Origin of the sequence: Paraburkholderia acidiphila (assembly GCF_009789655.1) — a bacterium.
Taxonomy (GTDB): Bacteria; Pseudomonadota; Gammaproteobacteria; order Burkholderiales; family Burkholderiaceae; genus Paraburkholderia; species Paraburkholderia acidiphila.
The window spans coordinates 432,039-446,060 of record NZ_CP046910.1 but is presented as its reverse complement, the minus strand read 5'-3'; the positions used below and the strand labels follow the sequence as shown (position 1 = coordinate 446,060).

Below are 14,022 nucleotides of genomic sequence, written 5' to 3'. Positions count from 1 at the left end.
CGGGCGGGGTGTACCGATACCGCTGCCGTTTCCCGCTCACGTTGCGGGCAACGCGCCGCTCCCGCGCGATGCTTACCCGGTACTCCCTTGAAACACGAAACGAAGCCCGTCTCGCCCGCTGCTGCACTGGCCGCGCTCCGCCCCTCGGCGTGCCCGGGGCTCGTGCGCGTGGTCGCGGCGCGCGACGGCGGCCTGTGCCGCATCCGCCTGCCCGGCGGCATGCTGAGCGCCGCGCGTGCGCGCGCCCTCGCCGAGGCTGCGTTGGCGCATGCCAGCGGCGTGCTCGAACTGACCAATCGCGCGAACGTGCAGATTCGCGGCGTGCGCGCGGGCGAAGAAGCGGCGTTGAGCGCCACGCTGATCGGCGCTGGCTTCGGGCCCGACGGCATCGACGCCGCAAGCCCTGTCGAGCACGCTTGTGCCGCCGACGAATTGCGCAACGTGATGCTGAGCCCGCTCGCGGGAATCGACCCGAATGCTTCGTGCGACACGTCGGGACTCGCCGCCGCGCTCATCGACATGATGCAGCGCGAGGCGCGTTTCGCCGCGCTCTCGCCCAAGTTCGCGCTGCAACTGGACGGCGGCGAGCGCATGGCGATGCTCGAACATCCCCACGACATCTGGCTCGCGGCGCTGCCGCACGGCGCGCGCGTGCGCTTTGCGCTGGGCCTCGCAGGGAGCCCTGCAACACAGCCCATCGGCACGCTGGCAAGCGAAGATATCTGCGCATCGATACGCGCGCTGCTCCACGCGTTCCTCGATCTCGCGAGCGCCGATGCAACACGCATGCGCGACGTGCTGGCCACGCACTCGCTCGACGCCCTGCTGCAACGCGCGCGCGATCATGGCGGCTTCGCGCTGATGCGTGACGACGCCGCGCTGCACGCCTGGCGTCGCGAGGCGAGTCCCGCCGGCTTGCGCCTGGGCGCGCACGCGCTGCACGCCGACGGCAGCGGCTACGTGGGCGCGCAGCCCGCGCTCGGCCGTCTCGACGCGCCTACGTTGCACGCGCTCGCCACGCTCGCGGAAGACTCGGGCGATGCGACGCTGCGGGTAACGCCATGGCAAGGCCTGCTGCTGCCCAACGTGCCCGCGCGCGTCATGCCCGCTGCGCTCGAACGCCTGCACGCGCTCGGCCTGATCGTCTCGCGTGACGATCCGCTCGCGCGCCTGATCGCCTGCACGGGCTCGACGGGATGCGCAAAAAGCCGCGCCGATACGAAAGCCGATGCACAACGTCTCGCCGCCGTGCTGCCGCCCGGCGTCGAAGCGCACCTCACCGGCTGCGAACGCTCCTGCGCGGCCGCGCATTGCGCGCCGTTCACGCTGCTCGCCAGCGAACCGGACCACTACGACCTGTACGAGCGCGACGACACTCAAAGCCGCTTTGGCCGGCTCGTCGCGCGCAACCTGACGATCGAAGCCGCTGCGCTCGCACTCGCGCAGCGGCCCCGGAGCACTCAAGATGTCTGATTACATCCGCGACGGCCACGCGATCTATCGCGAGTCGTTCGCGACGATCCGCGCCGAAGCCGACCTCTCGCGCATTCCCGCCGACCTCGAAAAACTCGCCGTACGCGTGATTCACGCCTGCGGCATGGTGGACGTCGTCGCCGACCTCGCGTTTTCCGCAGGCGCGGGCACGGCGGGCCGCAACGCGCTCGCAGCCGGCGCGCCCATACTCTGCGACGCGAAAATGGTCGCGTACGGCGTCACGCGCGCGCGCCTGAGCGCGAACAACGCCGTCATCTGCACGCTCGACGACCCCGCCGTGCCCACGCTCGCACGCGAGCTTGGCAATACGCGGTCGGCGGCCGCTCTCGAACTGTGGCGGCCGCATCTTGCCGGCAGCGTGGTGGCGATCGGCAATGCGCCCACGGCGCTCTTTCACCTGCTCGACATGATCGCCGCCGGCGCGCCGCGTCCCGCGCTCATCCTCGGCTTTCCCGTGGGCTTTGTCGGCGCGGCCGAGTCCAAGGCGCAACTCGCCGCGGAACATCACGGCGTGCCCTTCGTCGTCGTGCACGGCCGCCGCGGCGGCAGCGCGATGGCCGCCGCCGCCGTCAACGCACTCGCTTCGGAGACCGAATAAATGATCCGCAAAGGACGTCTGCACGGCATTGGCGTCGGCCCCGGCGACCCCGAACTGCTCACGCTCAAAGCCGTGCGCCTGCTCAAGGCCGCTCCCGTTGTCGCGTATTTCGTGGCCAAGGGCAAGAAAGGCAATGCGTTCGGCATTGTCGAGGCCCATCTCGAAGCGCAGCAGGAACGCCTGCCGCTCGTCTACCCCGTGACGACTGAAGCGCTCGAACCGCCGCTCTCGTACGAGGCGATCATCGCCGACTTCTACGACGGCGCGGCAGAAATGCTTTCGCGCCATCTCGACGCCGGACGCGACGTGGCCGTGATCTGCGAAGGCGATCCGTTCTTCTACGGCTCGTACATGTATCTGCACGACCGGCTCGCCGCGCGCTACGAAGCCGAAGTCGTGCCGGGCGTGTGCTCGATGCTGGGCGGCGCGGCCGTGCTGGGCGTGCCGCTCGTCTACCGCAACCAGAGCCTCGCCGTGCTTTCGGGCGTGCTGCCCGAGGACGAATTGCGCCGGCGACTGGCCGACGCGGACGCCGCCGTCATCATGAAACTGGGCCGCAACTTCGACAAGGTGCGCCGCGTGCTGGGCGAACTGGGTCTCGCGCATCGCGCACTGTACGTCGAGCGCGCAACGATGGCGAACCAGCGCATCGTCCCGCTCGACGACGTCGATCCCATGGCTTCACCCTACTTCTCGCTACTCGTCGTGCCGGGGGTGAAATGGCAGTCGTGACGCCGCCCGCCATCGTCGTTCTGGGCCCCGGCGCGCTTGCCACTGCGCGGCGCGTGCAGGCGCTTTACGCGGGTGCGCAAATCCATGCGCTCCAAGGCCGCGTGGAAGGCGATGTCGCGTTCAGCGAGCTTGGTGCGCATTTGCGCGAATGCTATACGCGCGGCATGCCCATAGTCGCGCTGTGTGCAGCGGGTATCGTGATCCGGTGCCTCGCGCCGCTGCTTGCGAACAAAGGCGCGGAGCCGCCTGTGCTCGCACTCGCGGAGGACGGCAGCGCCGTCGTGCCGCTGCTCGGCGGACTCACCGGTGTGAACGTCATGGCGCGCGAAATTGGCGCCGCGCTCGCGGTTGCGCCCGCCATCACGACGAGCGGCGAATTGCGCTTCGGCACTTGTTTGCTCAATCCGCCCGCGGGCTACGCGCTCGCGAGCCTCGCGCAAGGCAAGCGTTTCGTCTCCGATCTGCTTGCGGGCGCAACGACCCGCGTGGACGGCGAGGCGCCGTGGCTGGAGCACGTCGATCTGCCGCGCGACGTAGCGGCGAGTCATGCCATACGCGTGAGCGCACAAGCCTGGAACGGCAGCCCCGACGACCTAGTGATTCATCCGCGCAGCATCGTCGCGGCCGTGGGCGTGCCGCATGAGGCGCTTGCCGAAGGCGTGCGCCGCGCGCTCCACGCGCACGGCCTCGCGCCGCTCGCGCTCGCGGCGCTTGCCGCCCCTGCCGCGCACATGTGCGATGCATCGCTTGCGCAAGCGGCAGCGGAACTCGGCGTGCCGCTGCGCTTCGTCGATAGCGCGGAGCCCACGCCGCAAGTCACGCTCGCCGCGCTCACCCTGGCCGCCGATATCGAGCGCTACGCGCCGAACGAAGACGGCATCGCGCTGGCCTGCGCCGCCGCGCCGCTCGACCCGCTCGCGCTGGGCCGCTCGCGCGGCAAGCTCACGGTGCTCGGCCTCGGCCCTGGCCGTGCCGATCTGCTCGCGCCCGCCGCGCGCGCCGCGCTGGACAACGCGACCGATATCGTCGGCTACGTAACCTATGTGGAGATGGCGGGACCGTTTCGCGCAGACCAGCAGCGCCACGCCACCGACAACCGCGAAGAACTGCAGCGCGCCCGTCACGCGTTCGAGATGGCGAGCGAGGGGCGGCGCGTGGCCGTGGTCTCGTCGGGCGACCCCGGTGTGTTCGCCATGGCGGCCGCCGTGCTCGAAGCGCTCGAAGGCGCCGACGACCCGCGCTGGCATGCCGTCGAACTGGAGATCGTGCCAGGCGTTTCCGCCGCGCTCGCCACGGCGGCGCAAGTCGGCGCGCCGCTCGGCCACGACTTCTGCATGCTGTCGCTTTCCGACAACCTGAAGCCGTGGACGGTGATCGAAAAGCGCCTGCTGCACGCGGCGCAGGCCGATCTCGTGATGGCGTTCTACAACCCCATCTCGCGTGCACGGCCCTGGCAGCTCGATCGCGCGCTGGACGTCGTGCGCAGCGTGCGCGCGCCGCACACCCGCGTGGTGCTCGGCCGCGACGTGGGCCGACCCGGCGAAACGCTGCGCGCCACGACGCTAGGCGAGCTGCGTTCGGCGGACGTCGATATGCGCACGATGGTGATCGTCGGGTCGTCGGCTACGCGCGGATTCGCTCGCGGCGACGGCGGCGAGTGGATTTATACGCCGCGCTGGTATCGTGAGGATGGCGAATAAAAAGGCGCGCTCACACCTTCAAGGTGGGGAGTGAATCGCGCGGGTCGGGTGGCGCGCCTTCGAATTCGCGCGCTTTCACCTGGTTGCGCCCCGCCTGCTTCGCCGCGTAAAGCTCGGCGTCGGCGGCACGCAGCAGCGCTTGCGCGCCCGTGCGCTCGCGCGGCACACAGGTGGCGCAGCCAATGCTCACGGTCAGCGTGCCGTGTTCGCTGTGCTCGTGCACGATTCCCAGCGCCGCCACTTGCTCGCGCACCCCTTCCGCGATTTTCACGGCGCCGTCGAAAGACGTGGCCGGCAGGACCACGGCGAACTCTTCGCCGCCGTAGCGCGCAACCATGTCCGTCCCGCGGCGGCAGGCCTCGCGTATCGCGCGGGCCACGGCGGCGAGCACCTTGTCGCCCTCGGCGTGCCCGTAGAAGTCGTTGAACAGCTTGAACTTGTCGATATCGACGAAAAGCACCGAAAGCGGTTCGCCCGCGCGTCTCGCATGCTGCCATTCCGTTTCGATACGCAAGTCGAGCGCGCGCCGGTTGTAGAGGCTCGTGAGCGCGTCGGTGACCGCGAGACGCTCGAACTCTTTTTCCGTAGCCAGCCGCGCGCGCAGCGAAAACGCGAGCAGCCACGACGAAGCGGCGACTAGCGCGCCGAAGATCAACGTCATCGGCGCGTAGATGCGCAGACGATGGCGCCATGCGGCGAGCGCGCCGTCCACGGAAGGCGCGACAACCGCGATGAGCGAAGTATGCGGAACGCGCTTGAACGTATAGATGCGCTCGACCTTGTCGTCCTCGCCCGCGGCGATGAACACGCCCTCGCTCGCTTTCAGCATTGGCTGGACGTAATCCAGTTCGCCGATTTGCGCGCCCACTTCGTAGTCCGAATAGGGGCGGTGCGCGAGCATGGTCCCATCGCTTAGCATGATGAACGCGCTGCCCTTGGAATCGACGTCGATCCGGTCGAACAGTTGCTGAAAGTAGACGAGCCGCAGCGTAAGCATCACGATGCCGCCGAACGAGCCATCGTGCTCAGTCACGCGGCGCGAGAGCGCGATCGAATAGTGGCCGTCGCGCACACGCGAGCGAATCGGGTCGGAAATATACATGCCGACCGAGCGCTCGCGCTGCGCCGTGAAATAGTCGCGGTCCGCGAGATTGACGCCTGGATACGCGCGGCCGTCCTGCGATTCGACGATATGACCGTACCCGTCGACGTAGAACGCGTCGTCGAGATAGGCGCCGGTCGCCACGCGGCCGAACAGCAGCTTGCGGCGGATGTCGGGCGGCAGGCTTTGCGTGCGCGGGTCGCGCGCGCTATCGGCGGCGTCGAGCAGCAACAGGTCGTAGATGCCGCAATTCGCCTCGAGGTCGTTCGACATCAGCGAAACGAGCGCGGCCGAATTGTGCTGCGTGCTGACGATGGCCTGCGTGCGCTGCTGCATCAGCCCCACCAGCACGATGGCCACGATGGCCACGCCGACGAGCGAACCCATCGTGCCGACGATGAACGGATGGGTCCCGACCCACTGCATGAGCGCCCGATTCCATCGTCGGGGGATTCGCAAACATCGTTTCCAGAGCTCCATGAGGCCTTTCCTCTTGCTCCGCTCGTTAGGCTTGCCGCGCTTGCCGGCCAATGGCTGATCGCGTTCGGGGTTCATCATACTGCGGCTCGCGAAACCGCCTTCGAAACGCGGCACGCACTTAATTTCCCTGTCGTAGCGCCGTAAACCAGATGAACCCGCGAAGTCGATTCGCTCACCGACCACCCTGCGCCGATGACCCACCCGACCCCTGAAGCTCAAGCCGAAGCCAGCGACGCCGCAACCGAAGCCGCCCTGCTCACGCCGGACGCCATGCCGGTCGGCGAGCCGCTCGCCTGGCCTGTCGTCGATCACGACGGCGCCCTGCTGCTCGACACCGGCTCGGTGCTGGTGGGCGAAGCGGAGCGTGATTTTCTGTTCAAGCACTTCGTGCCGTATCGCGGCGACGTGCAGAGGTCCGAGGGCGCAGCGCCAAGCGCGGCGGCCTCGGCCAATGGCGGCGAGTCGACCGCCGCCATCCGCGACATGCATTTGACCATCGGCGCGCTGACCGGCCTGCGTCCGCAGATGGGCGCGAGCGGCGCACCCATGCACCCGTGCCGCCTGATCGGCTTCGCGCCGAACGAGGCGCTCTTCGTGACGACACCCTATGTCGATGGCCGCCCCATCGCGGTGACGCCAGGCGAAAACGTGGAGATCGTCGCGATTGCAAGCCAGGCGGTCTTTCGCTTCGTATGCACCGTGCATGCGCTCAGCCAGTCGCCGCTCGACTACCTCGTGCTTTCGAAGCCCGCCAACATCCGCCGTCTGCGCGAGCGCCGCTCGATTCGCGTGCGCGCGCAATTTCCCGTGCGCTACGGCATCGGCGAGGAGGGCGCGGGTTATGACGGCGTGGCGCTCGCACGCGGCATCAGCGCGCTCGGGCTTTCGGTCAGCGCGGCGTGGGCGCTCGGCAAGGTTGGCGAGCGGTTGCGCGTGGCATTCCAGCTACGTTCGGGCGAGAACGAAACGGCAATCGAAACCACCGCGGTCATCCGCAACGTGCAGGCGGAAGCGGCCGACCCCGCGCACACGACGCTCGGCCTCGAACTCGACCGCCTCACGCCCGCCGAACAGATGGCGATGAAAGTCTACGTATTCGATCGTCAGGACGACGTGCTGTACTGGACCGGCAGCGTGCGCTAACGCCGGCTCACGCGAGCAGCGCCTGAGCGTCCAGGCACTCGCCGGCCCATGCCTGCGCGAGCGCCTCGCAGCGCCCCACGCGCAGCGCGCCGAGTTCGCAATCGATCACCGTGACGTGGTCCGCGTGACGCGGCCGCGCGGGCCATTGCGTCGTGCGGCCGTCGCTGAACAGCCAGAGATGGCGCGCGCGCGCCGGGTCGCGGCGCGCCGCCGTCTCCAGCACGCGCGCCGCGCGGCCAATGCCCGCTTCGAGCGGCGTGCCGCCGCCCCCGCCGATAGGCTCGATCCAGCGCTCGTTCCACCAGCGCGGCACGGCGGGCCCGAAACGCAATTCCGCTGCCGCGCCGCCGAAGGCGACTAGCGCCACTTCCACACGCTCGGCGCGGGCGCGGTCGAACAGCGCGATCAGCAAACCCTTGGCGAGCGCGAGTTGGCCGCGCGCGAGCATGGAGGCCGAGCAGTCCAGCACGAAGCAATGGAGCGCGCCGGAACCTGTCTTGCGCCTGGCGAAGCGGAGATGTTGCGCGTGCAACGACCCTGCGCGTTTGGCCGCGAGCGTGGGCGGCCAGGCAATGCGCTCGCCGTGCTTTGCGACTTGCGCGGGACCGCGCCCCGGGCCTTCTCGCCGTCGAGCGCCGCCCTGTGCGAAGGCGGCGGCCTGTGCCCGACGGGTCAGCGTTTTTTTGCGGGCAGCGGGATCACGCCCTTCACCGCCTCCGCCGCGACGGGCTCGGGCGGCAGCTCGCCCCAATCGGCATCCGATGTTGCTTCGGTATGCTTTGCTTCGCGCTCCGGCGCGGTAGCGGATTGGGGCGGCTTCGGCTCGGTGGCAGACGGCACATCGGAGCGCGGCGGCATGGTATGCCGCCGATGCGCGAGCACGCAGTCGGCAACCGCATCGACATGTGCCGGTGTCACGGCATCCGCGCCTTCGAACGCGGCGAGCGCGCGCGCCGCACGCAGCATCACCAGGTCGGCACGCAGGCCGTCAACCGCCGCCTCGATGCAACGTTGCGCCGCGCGCTCGTGCACGGCATCGCTCCAGTCGAGCCCGGCGAGCGCTTCGCGCGCCGCTGCAATGCGTTCACCAAGCGCGCGCTGTTCGGATTCGCGCGCCGCGCAAAACGTCTGCGGATTGGCGTCGAAGGCAAGACGCGCCTTGACGATGCGTTGCCGTTCCTCCACGTCATACGGCGTGCCGAGTTCGACCATCAAGCCAAAGCGGTCGAGCAGCTGCGGACGCAACTCCCCTTCTTCGGGATTCATGGTGCCCACCAGCACAAAATGCGCGTCGTGCGAGTGCGAGACGCCATCGCGCTCCACGGTGTTTACGCCGCTCGCCGCCGCGTCGAGCAGCACGTCGACGAGCGCATCGGGGAGCAGGTTCACTTCGTCCACGTAAAGCACGCCGCCGTGCGCGCGCGCGAGCAGCCCCGGCGCGAAACGCACAGCGCTCTCGCGCATCGCCGCTTCAAGGTCGAGCGTGCCGATCAGCTTGTCTTCGCTTGCGCCGAGCGGCAGCGTGACGAACGCGCCTTCCGGCAGGAGCGCCGCGAGCGCGCGCGCCGCCGTGGATTTCGCGGTGCCGCGCGGCCCGCTCACGAGCACGCCGCCGATTGCGGGGTCGATGGCCGCGAGCAGCAGCGCGCGCTGCAACGGCGCCTGGCCGACCAGCGCGGTAAAGGGAAACGCGGGACGCGTGGCCGCAGCGCTCATGGTCCTGATCCTTCCAGATGCTGCCCGGCTTCGAGCAGACGGTGTTCGAGTTGCGCGCGATGCTCGCCCGGCTCCTGCCAGAGACCGCGCTGGATCGCTTCGAGCAGGCGCTCGCACACGGCGTGCAGCGCGTGCGGATTGTGGCGTTGCATGAAGGCGCGCGTGTCGTCGTCGTGCACATAGGCGTTCGCGACGAGCGCGTACTGATGGTCGCCCACCACGCGCGCGGTCGCGTCGTAGCCGAACAGATAGTCGACCGTCGCCGCCATTTCCGCCGCGCCCTTGTAGCCGTGACGTTTCACGCCGTCGATCCACTTCGGATTCACCACGCGCGAGCGGATCACGCGCGCGATCTCCTCGTGTAGCGGACGAATGCGCGGCGCGGCGGGGTTGCTGTGGTCGGCGTGATACAGCGCCGGCTGCGCCTGCGAAAAATGCCGCGCCGCCGCGGCCATGCCGCCCTGGAACTGGTAGTAGTCGTTCGAGTCGAGCAGGTCGTGTTCGCGGTTGTCCTGGTTCTGCAGCACGACGTCGAGCGTCGCGAGACGCGCGCGGAATGCATCGCTCGCCTCGGCGCCCGCGCTCTTTTGCGCGTAGGCGTAGCCTCCCCATGCCTGGTACGCGTTCGCGAGATCGGCGTCGGTTTGCCACTGGCGATGGTCGATCATCGACTGCAGGCCCGCGCCGTAGGCGCCAGGCCGCGCGCTGAACACGCGCCATCCCGCGCGGCGGCGCGCTTCGTCGGCGGCCATGCCGCCTGCGACCAGCGCGTCGCGTTCGCGCAGCACACGAGCGCGCAACGGGTTCTGGTGCTCCGGCTCGTCGAGATCGGCCACGGCCTGCACGGCTGCGTCGAACAGATGCATCACGTTGGGAAACGCGTCGCGGAAGAATCCCGAAACACGCAGCGTCACGTCGATGCGCGGCCGGTCCAGCGCCTCGACCGGCATGATCTCGAAGTCGGTCACGCGCTGGCTGCCCGCCGCCCACTTCGGCCGCACGCCGATCAGCGCGAACGCCTGGGCGATATCGTCGCCGCCGGTGCGCATCGTCGCGGTGCCCCAGACCGAAAGCCCCACGGCGCGCGGGTAATCGCCGTGCTCCTGCAGATGGCGCTCGATGAGTTGCTGCGCCGATTTCATGCCGAGCGCCCACGCGGCCTGCGTGGGAATGGCGCGCGTATCGACGGAGTAGAAGTTGCGCCCCGTGGGCAGCACATCGGGACGGCCGCGCGAAGGCGAACCGCTCGGGCCCGGCGGCACGAAACGGCCTTCGAAACCGCGGCGAAATTGGCGCATCTCTTCCGGCCCGCAGGCATCGAGGCGCGTCAGCACGTCGTCGCGCAGGCGCGCAAGCACCTGGGCTGCGTGCGGCAGCGATTGAACCGCCTCATCGTTTCGTTTGCCTAAGCAAATACCTTCGATCAGCGTGGCCGCGAACATCTCCAGGCGTTCGCGCGTGTCGCCGGCATGACGCCACGGGGTATCGCTCACGCTTGTGAGCAGCGATGGACGCGGGCCTTCCCACGGCGCAGCCCAATCCACCGTGGCCGGGTCGACCAGGTGATCGATGCGCAGGTCACGCGCAATCGCGTCGATCAGGCCCGCGTTCGCGCCCTGCCCGTCTCCGCATGCGTAACGTCCCAGCGCGAGCAGCGTGTCGCAACGCTGCCGACCGTGCGGCGATTCGCCGAACGTGTGCAGGCCATCGCGTATCTGCGCTTCCTTCAGTTCGCACAGGTAGGCGTCGGCGCGCGTGAGGAGTTCATCCTCGCCTGCTTGATCCTCGGGCGCGGCGACGCTCAATTCCTCGTGCAGCCGATGCTCGATGATGGTCGCGAGTATCGTCTTGCGCAGCAGTTTCGCGCGACGCGGGTCCACCATCAATGCTTCGTAATACTCATCGACCTGACGTTCGAGATCCTGCAGCGGACCGTAGTTTTCCGCGCGCGTGAGCGGCGGCATCAGGTGATCGACGATCACGGCCTGGGCGCGGCGCTTGGCCTGGCTCCCCTCGCCCGGATCGTTGACGATGAACGGATACAGATGCGGCAGCGGCCCGAGCGCCATGTCGGGCCAGCAGGTGTCGGCAAGCGCCACGCTCTTGCCCGGCAGCCATTCCAGATTGCCGTGCTTGCCCACGTGCGCGATGGCGTCGATACCGAACGTCTCGCGCAGCCAGAAGTAGAACGCGAGGTACGCGTGCGGCGGCACGAGTTCGGCGTCGTGGTAGTTCGCGTAAGTATCGTCGCCGCGCGAGCGCGAAGGCTGGATGCCCACGAACACCTGGCCGCAGCGCCAGCCCGCAATCATGAAGCGGCCGCGCCGCACCGTGGGGTCCGCTTCGGGCGCGCCCCACCGCGCGATCAGCGCGTTTTGCGCCTCGGCGGGCAACTGCGCGAAGCGCGCGCGGTAGTCGTCGAGCGAAAGGCTCTGCCATGCGGGGCGCAGCGCGCGCGTGTCGGGATCGTTCGTCACGCCCTGCGTGAGGATGCGCATGAGCGCGTCGCCGTCTTCGGGCAGATCGGCTACGCGGTAGCCTTCGTCGCGAAGCATGCGCAGAATGCCAACCACGGAGGCAGGCGTATCGAGCCCCACGCCGTTGCCAATCCGCCCTTCGCTCATCGGATAGTTCGCGAGCACGAGCGCGAGCTTTTTCTCCGCGTTCGGCAGGCTGCGCAAACGGCACCAGCGGCGCGCGAGTTCGGCCACGAACGCCACGCGTTCCAGATCGGGCTGATAGCGCACGACATCGACTTGCGTCTCTTTGCAGTGGTACGCCAGGCCCTTGAAACTGATCGCGCGTGTAATCACGCGGCCGTCCACCTCGGGCAGCGCGATATGCATGGCGATATCGCGCGAATTCAGGCCGTGATTGTCCTTGACCCAGTCGTCGCGGTTGCCGCCGCTCAGGATCACCTGGAGCACGGGCGCGTCGCCGGCGAGCGCGAGCGGTTCGGGGTCGTCCAGCGACGAAGCCGCAAACGCCGTGGTGTTCAGCACCAGCGAGACATGGTGCTCGGCCGCCAGTTGATCGAGCACGTCGCGGCTCAAGGCGTCCTTGAGCGAGGTGATCGCAAGCGGCAGCGGGTTCATGCCGCGCGCCAGCAGCGCGGTAATGAGTGCGTCGAACGCGGCCGTGTTCGCGGCCTGCAAATGCGCCTTGTAAAACAGCAGCGCGACAACCGGCGCGCCGGGTTGCCAGCGCGCGCGCCATTCGTCGATGGTCGCAACGTCGCGCTGCGGGCAATAAAGCGCGGCGGCCGGCAGCGCGACTGGCGGCGCAGGCTCGCTGCCCCAGTCGAATGCGCGCCATGCGAGCGCGCGCAGAAACGACTCGGCGTTCGCCGCGCCGCCTTCGCGCAGATAGCGCCAAAGCAGGCGGCAGAACTCGGGCTCGGCGCGGCTCTTCGCGATGAGATTGGGGTCTTCCTGCAAGTCGCCCGAAAACATCGCGAGCAATTGCCCGCGACGCTCAGCAAGCGAGACGACCTGCTCGATGCCGTAAGGCCAGTACGTTTCGCCGCCCAGATGATCGACCACCACCACGCGCGCGTGCTGCAACACGTCTTCGACGTAGAAGTCCACCGACGCCGGCTGGCGCAGATACGTGACGTTCGCGAGCCGCACGCTCGGAAATCCCGCGGGCAAGCGCGGCACGACGCTCGCCAGCAGCGCGAGCGTCGTGTCCGCCGAACTGAGCACGACGATTTCGGCGGGCTGCTGGTCGATGCGGATGACGCCCTGCGTGTCGTCGACAAAACCGCCCGGCGTGGTGCGCAGCAAATGCATGATGCGGCCTCGTCTAGCTCAGTGCGTTCACTTCGCGCCCGCGGTCTGCACGTTCGCCAGCGCCGTGTCGAACGCCGCTTGCAGCGTCGCGCCATCGAGATCTTCGCCAATCAGAACGAAGCGGCTCGCGAGCGGCTGCGCCGCGCTCTCCTGCGCGTTCCAGCGGCGGTCGAAATAGCTGTCGAAGCGGCGGCCCACGCCTTGAATCACGAGACGCATCGGCGCGCCAGGCAGTGCGGCGAAGCCCTTCACGCGATAGATCGTGTGTGCATCGACGAGTTGTTGCAGCGCCTCGATCACGCTCTCGCGCGAAGCGGCCGCACCCGACACCACGACCGAGTCGAACTCGTCGTGATGATGATCGGGATCGTCGGCGGAACCGTGATGGTCGTGCCGCAGATGAATGCTTTCCTCGGAGGCCGCTTCGAGACCAAGCAACGTATGCAGATCGAGCTTGCCGTGCTGCGCGCGCACGATCTTCACCTGCATCGGCAGTTCTTCCCGCAGCTCGGCGATGAGCGCGTCCTGACCCGCTTCGTCGAGCAGATCGGTCTTGTTGAGAATGACGAGATCGGCGGCTGAAAGCTGGTCTTCGAACAGCTCATGCAGCGGCGATTCGTGATCGAGGTTCGGGTCGGCGCGGCGCTGTGCGTCCACGGCCTGCGGGTTTTCGGCGAACTGGCCGCTCGCGGCGGCGGGGCCGTCCACGACGGTCACGACCGCATCGACGGTGAACGCGTTGCGAATCGACGGCCAGTTGAACGCCTGCACGAGCGGCTTGGGCAGCGCGAGACCCGAGGTTTCGATCAGCACGTGATCGATCTCGCCGCGACGTTCGAGCAGTTTCTCCATCACCGGGAAGAACTCTTCCTGCACGGTGCAGCACAGGCAACCGTTCGCGAGTTCATAGAGCTGGCCTTCCGTTTCGTTGCCGTTCTCGTCGCAGCCAATGCCGCAGCCGCGCAGAATTTCGCCGTCGATACCGAGTTCGCCGAATTCGTTGACGATGACCGCGACGCGCAGACCGCCCGCGTGCTGAAGAATGTGACGCAGCAGCGTGGTTTTACCGCTGCCGAGAAAGCCCGTCACGATCGTGACCGGAATCTTGCGCATTTGCATGAAGTGCTCCTTCGGCGCCAGGCCGGATAGCGGGGCATGGTCCGTCGCGTTAGCCGTTCGCGCGGGTGTCGGGAAGTCGTTAAGCGAGCACGCACGTATCCATGCAGACGCGCTCACGCGTAACGATTCAAAAAACCTGCAGGGGGA

10 protein-coding genes are annotated in these 14,022 nt (G+C 68.2%); 5 read left to right on the top strand and 5 right to left on the bottom strand.

Translation table 11 applies throughout. The annotated features are described in order from the left end of the window. The first annotated feature begins 87 nt into the window (after positions 1-87). Genes cobG through cobJ form a run of 4 tightly spaced genes read left to right on the top strand, consistent with a single transcriptional unit; the run spans position 88 to position 4,524 of the window. The gene (cobG, locus tag FAZ97_RS16455) at positions 88-1,473 is read left to right on the top strand and encodes a precorrin-3B synthase (protein WP_158759521.1); all 1,386 of its coding nucleotides are present in this window, start codon (positions 88-90) and stop codon (positions 1,471-1,473) included. Continuing rightward, the gene (locus FAZ97_RS16450) at positions 1,466-2,092 is read left to right on the top strand and encodes a precorrin-8X methylmutase (RefSeq protein WP_158759520.1); all 627 of its coding nucleotides are present in this window, start codon (positions 1,466-1,468) and stop codon (positions 2,090-2,092) included. Before cobG ends, FAZ97_RS16450 begins: the two co-directional genes overlap by 8 nt. Beyond that, positions 2,093-2,824 carry a precorrin-2 C(20)-methyltransferase gene (locus FAZ97_RS16445; RefSeq protein WP_158759519.1) on the top strand — a complete coding sequence of 244 codons (732 nt, stop codon included), beginning with the start codon at positions 2,093-2,095 and terminating at the stop codon, positions 2,822-2,824. After that, positions 2,812-4,524 (top strand): precorrin-3B C(17)-methyltransferase, encoded by a 1,713-nt coding sequence (gene cobJ / locus FAZ97_RS16440; protein ID WP_199272140.1) that lies wholly within the window; start codon positions 2,812-2,814, stop codon positions 4,522-4,524. Before FAZ97_RS16445 ends, cobJ begins: the two co-directional genes overlap by 13 nt. 10 nt (positions 4,525-4,534) lie before the next feature. Here cobJ and FAZ97_RS16435 read toward each other — a convergent pair whose 3' ends face one another. Beyond that, positions 4,535-6,052 carry a sensor domain-containing diguanylate cyclase gene (locus FAZ97_RS16435; protein WP_158759518.1) on the bottom strand — a complete coding sequence of 506 codons (1,518 nt, stop codon included), beginning with the start codon at positions 6,050-6,052 and terminating at the stop codon, positions 4,535-4,537. 246 nt (positions 6,053-6,298) lie between these two features. Between FAZ97_RS16435 and FAZ97_RS16430 the strand changes: the two genes are divergently transcribed. Then, positions 6,299-7,249, top strand: a complete 951-nt coding sequence (locus FAZ97_RS16430; protein WP_158759517.1) for a flagellar brake protein — start codon at positions 6,299-6,301, stop codon at positions 7,247-7,249. A 7-nt stretch (positions 7,250-7,256) separates the two neighbouring features. Here FAZ97_RS16430 and FAZ97_RS16425 read toward each other — a convergent pair whose 3' ends face one another. The 4 genes from FAZ97_RS16425 to cobW form a co-directional block, all read right to left on the bottom strand. After that, complete coding sequence (locus FAZ97_RS16425) at positions 7,257-7,718, bottom strand: vWA domain-containing protein (protein WP_407671854.1); 462 nt, start codon at positions 7,716-7,718, stop codon at positions 7,257-7,259. 203 nt (positions 7,719-7,921) lie between these two features. Further along, positions 7,922-8,965, bottom strand: coding sequence for an ATP-binding protein (locus FAZ97_RS16420; RefSeq protein ID WP_158759516.1), 1,044 nt, complete (start codon positions 8,963-8,965; stop codon positions 7,922-7,924). Further along, a complete protein-coding gene (gene cobN / locus FAZ97_RS16415; protein WP_158759515.1) occupies positions 8,962-12,756 on the bottom strand; it encodes a cobaltochelatase subunit CobN in 3,795 nt (1,264 codons plus the stop codon). Before cobN ends, FAZ97_RS16420 begins: the two co-directional genes overlap by 4 nt. A gap of 27 nt (positions 12,757-12,783) precedes the next feature. Beyond that, entirely contained in the window at positions 12,784-13,875 is a 1,092-nt protein-coding gene (gene cobW / locus FAZ97_RS16410) for a cobalamin biosynthesis protein CobW (RefSeq protein WP_158759514.1), read from the bottom strand. Positions 13,876-14,022 lie beyond the last annotated feature (147 nt).

Bases quoted from the DNA above. Each gene is read 5' to 3' on its own strand.
- cobN (WP_158759515.1), bottom strand. From the start codon at position 12,756: ATGCATTTGCTGCGCACCACGCCGGGCGGTTTTGTCGACGACACGCAG.
- cobW (WP_158759514.1), bottom strand. From the start codon at position 13,875: ATGCAAATGCGCAAGATTCCGGTCACGATCGTGACGGGCTTTCTCGGC.
- cobJ (WP_199272140.1), top strand. From the start codon at position 2,812: ATGGCAGTCGTGACGCCGCCCGCCATCGTCGTTCTGGGCCCCGGCGCG.
- FAZ97_RS16445 (WP_158759519.1), top strand. From the start codon at position 2,093: ATGATCCGCAAAGGACGTCTGCACGGCATTGGCGTCGGCCCCGGCGAC.
- FAZ97_RS16450 (WP_158759520.1), top strand. From the start codon at position 1,466: ATGTCTGATTACATCCGCGACGGCCACGCGATCTATCGCGAGTCGTTC.
- FAZ97_RS16435 (WP_158759518.1), bottom strand. From the start codon at position 6,052: ATGCAGTGGGTCGGGACCCATCCGTTCATCGTCGGCACGATGGGTTCG.
- FAZ97_RS16430 (WP_158759517.1), top strand. From the start codon at position 6,299: ATGACCCACCCGACCCCTGAAGCTCAAGCCGAAGCCAGCGACGCCGCA.
- FAZ97_RS16420 (WP_158759516.1), bottom strand. From the start codon at position 8,965: ATGAGCGCTGCGGCCACGCGTCCCGCGTTTCCCTTTACCGCGCTGGTC.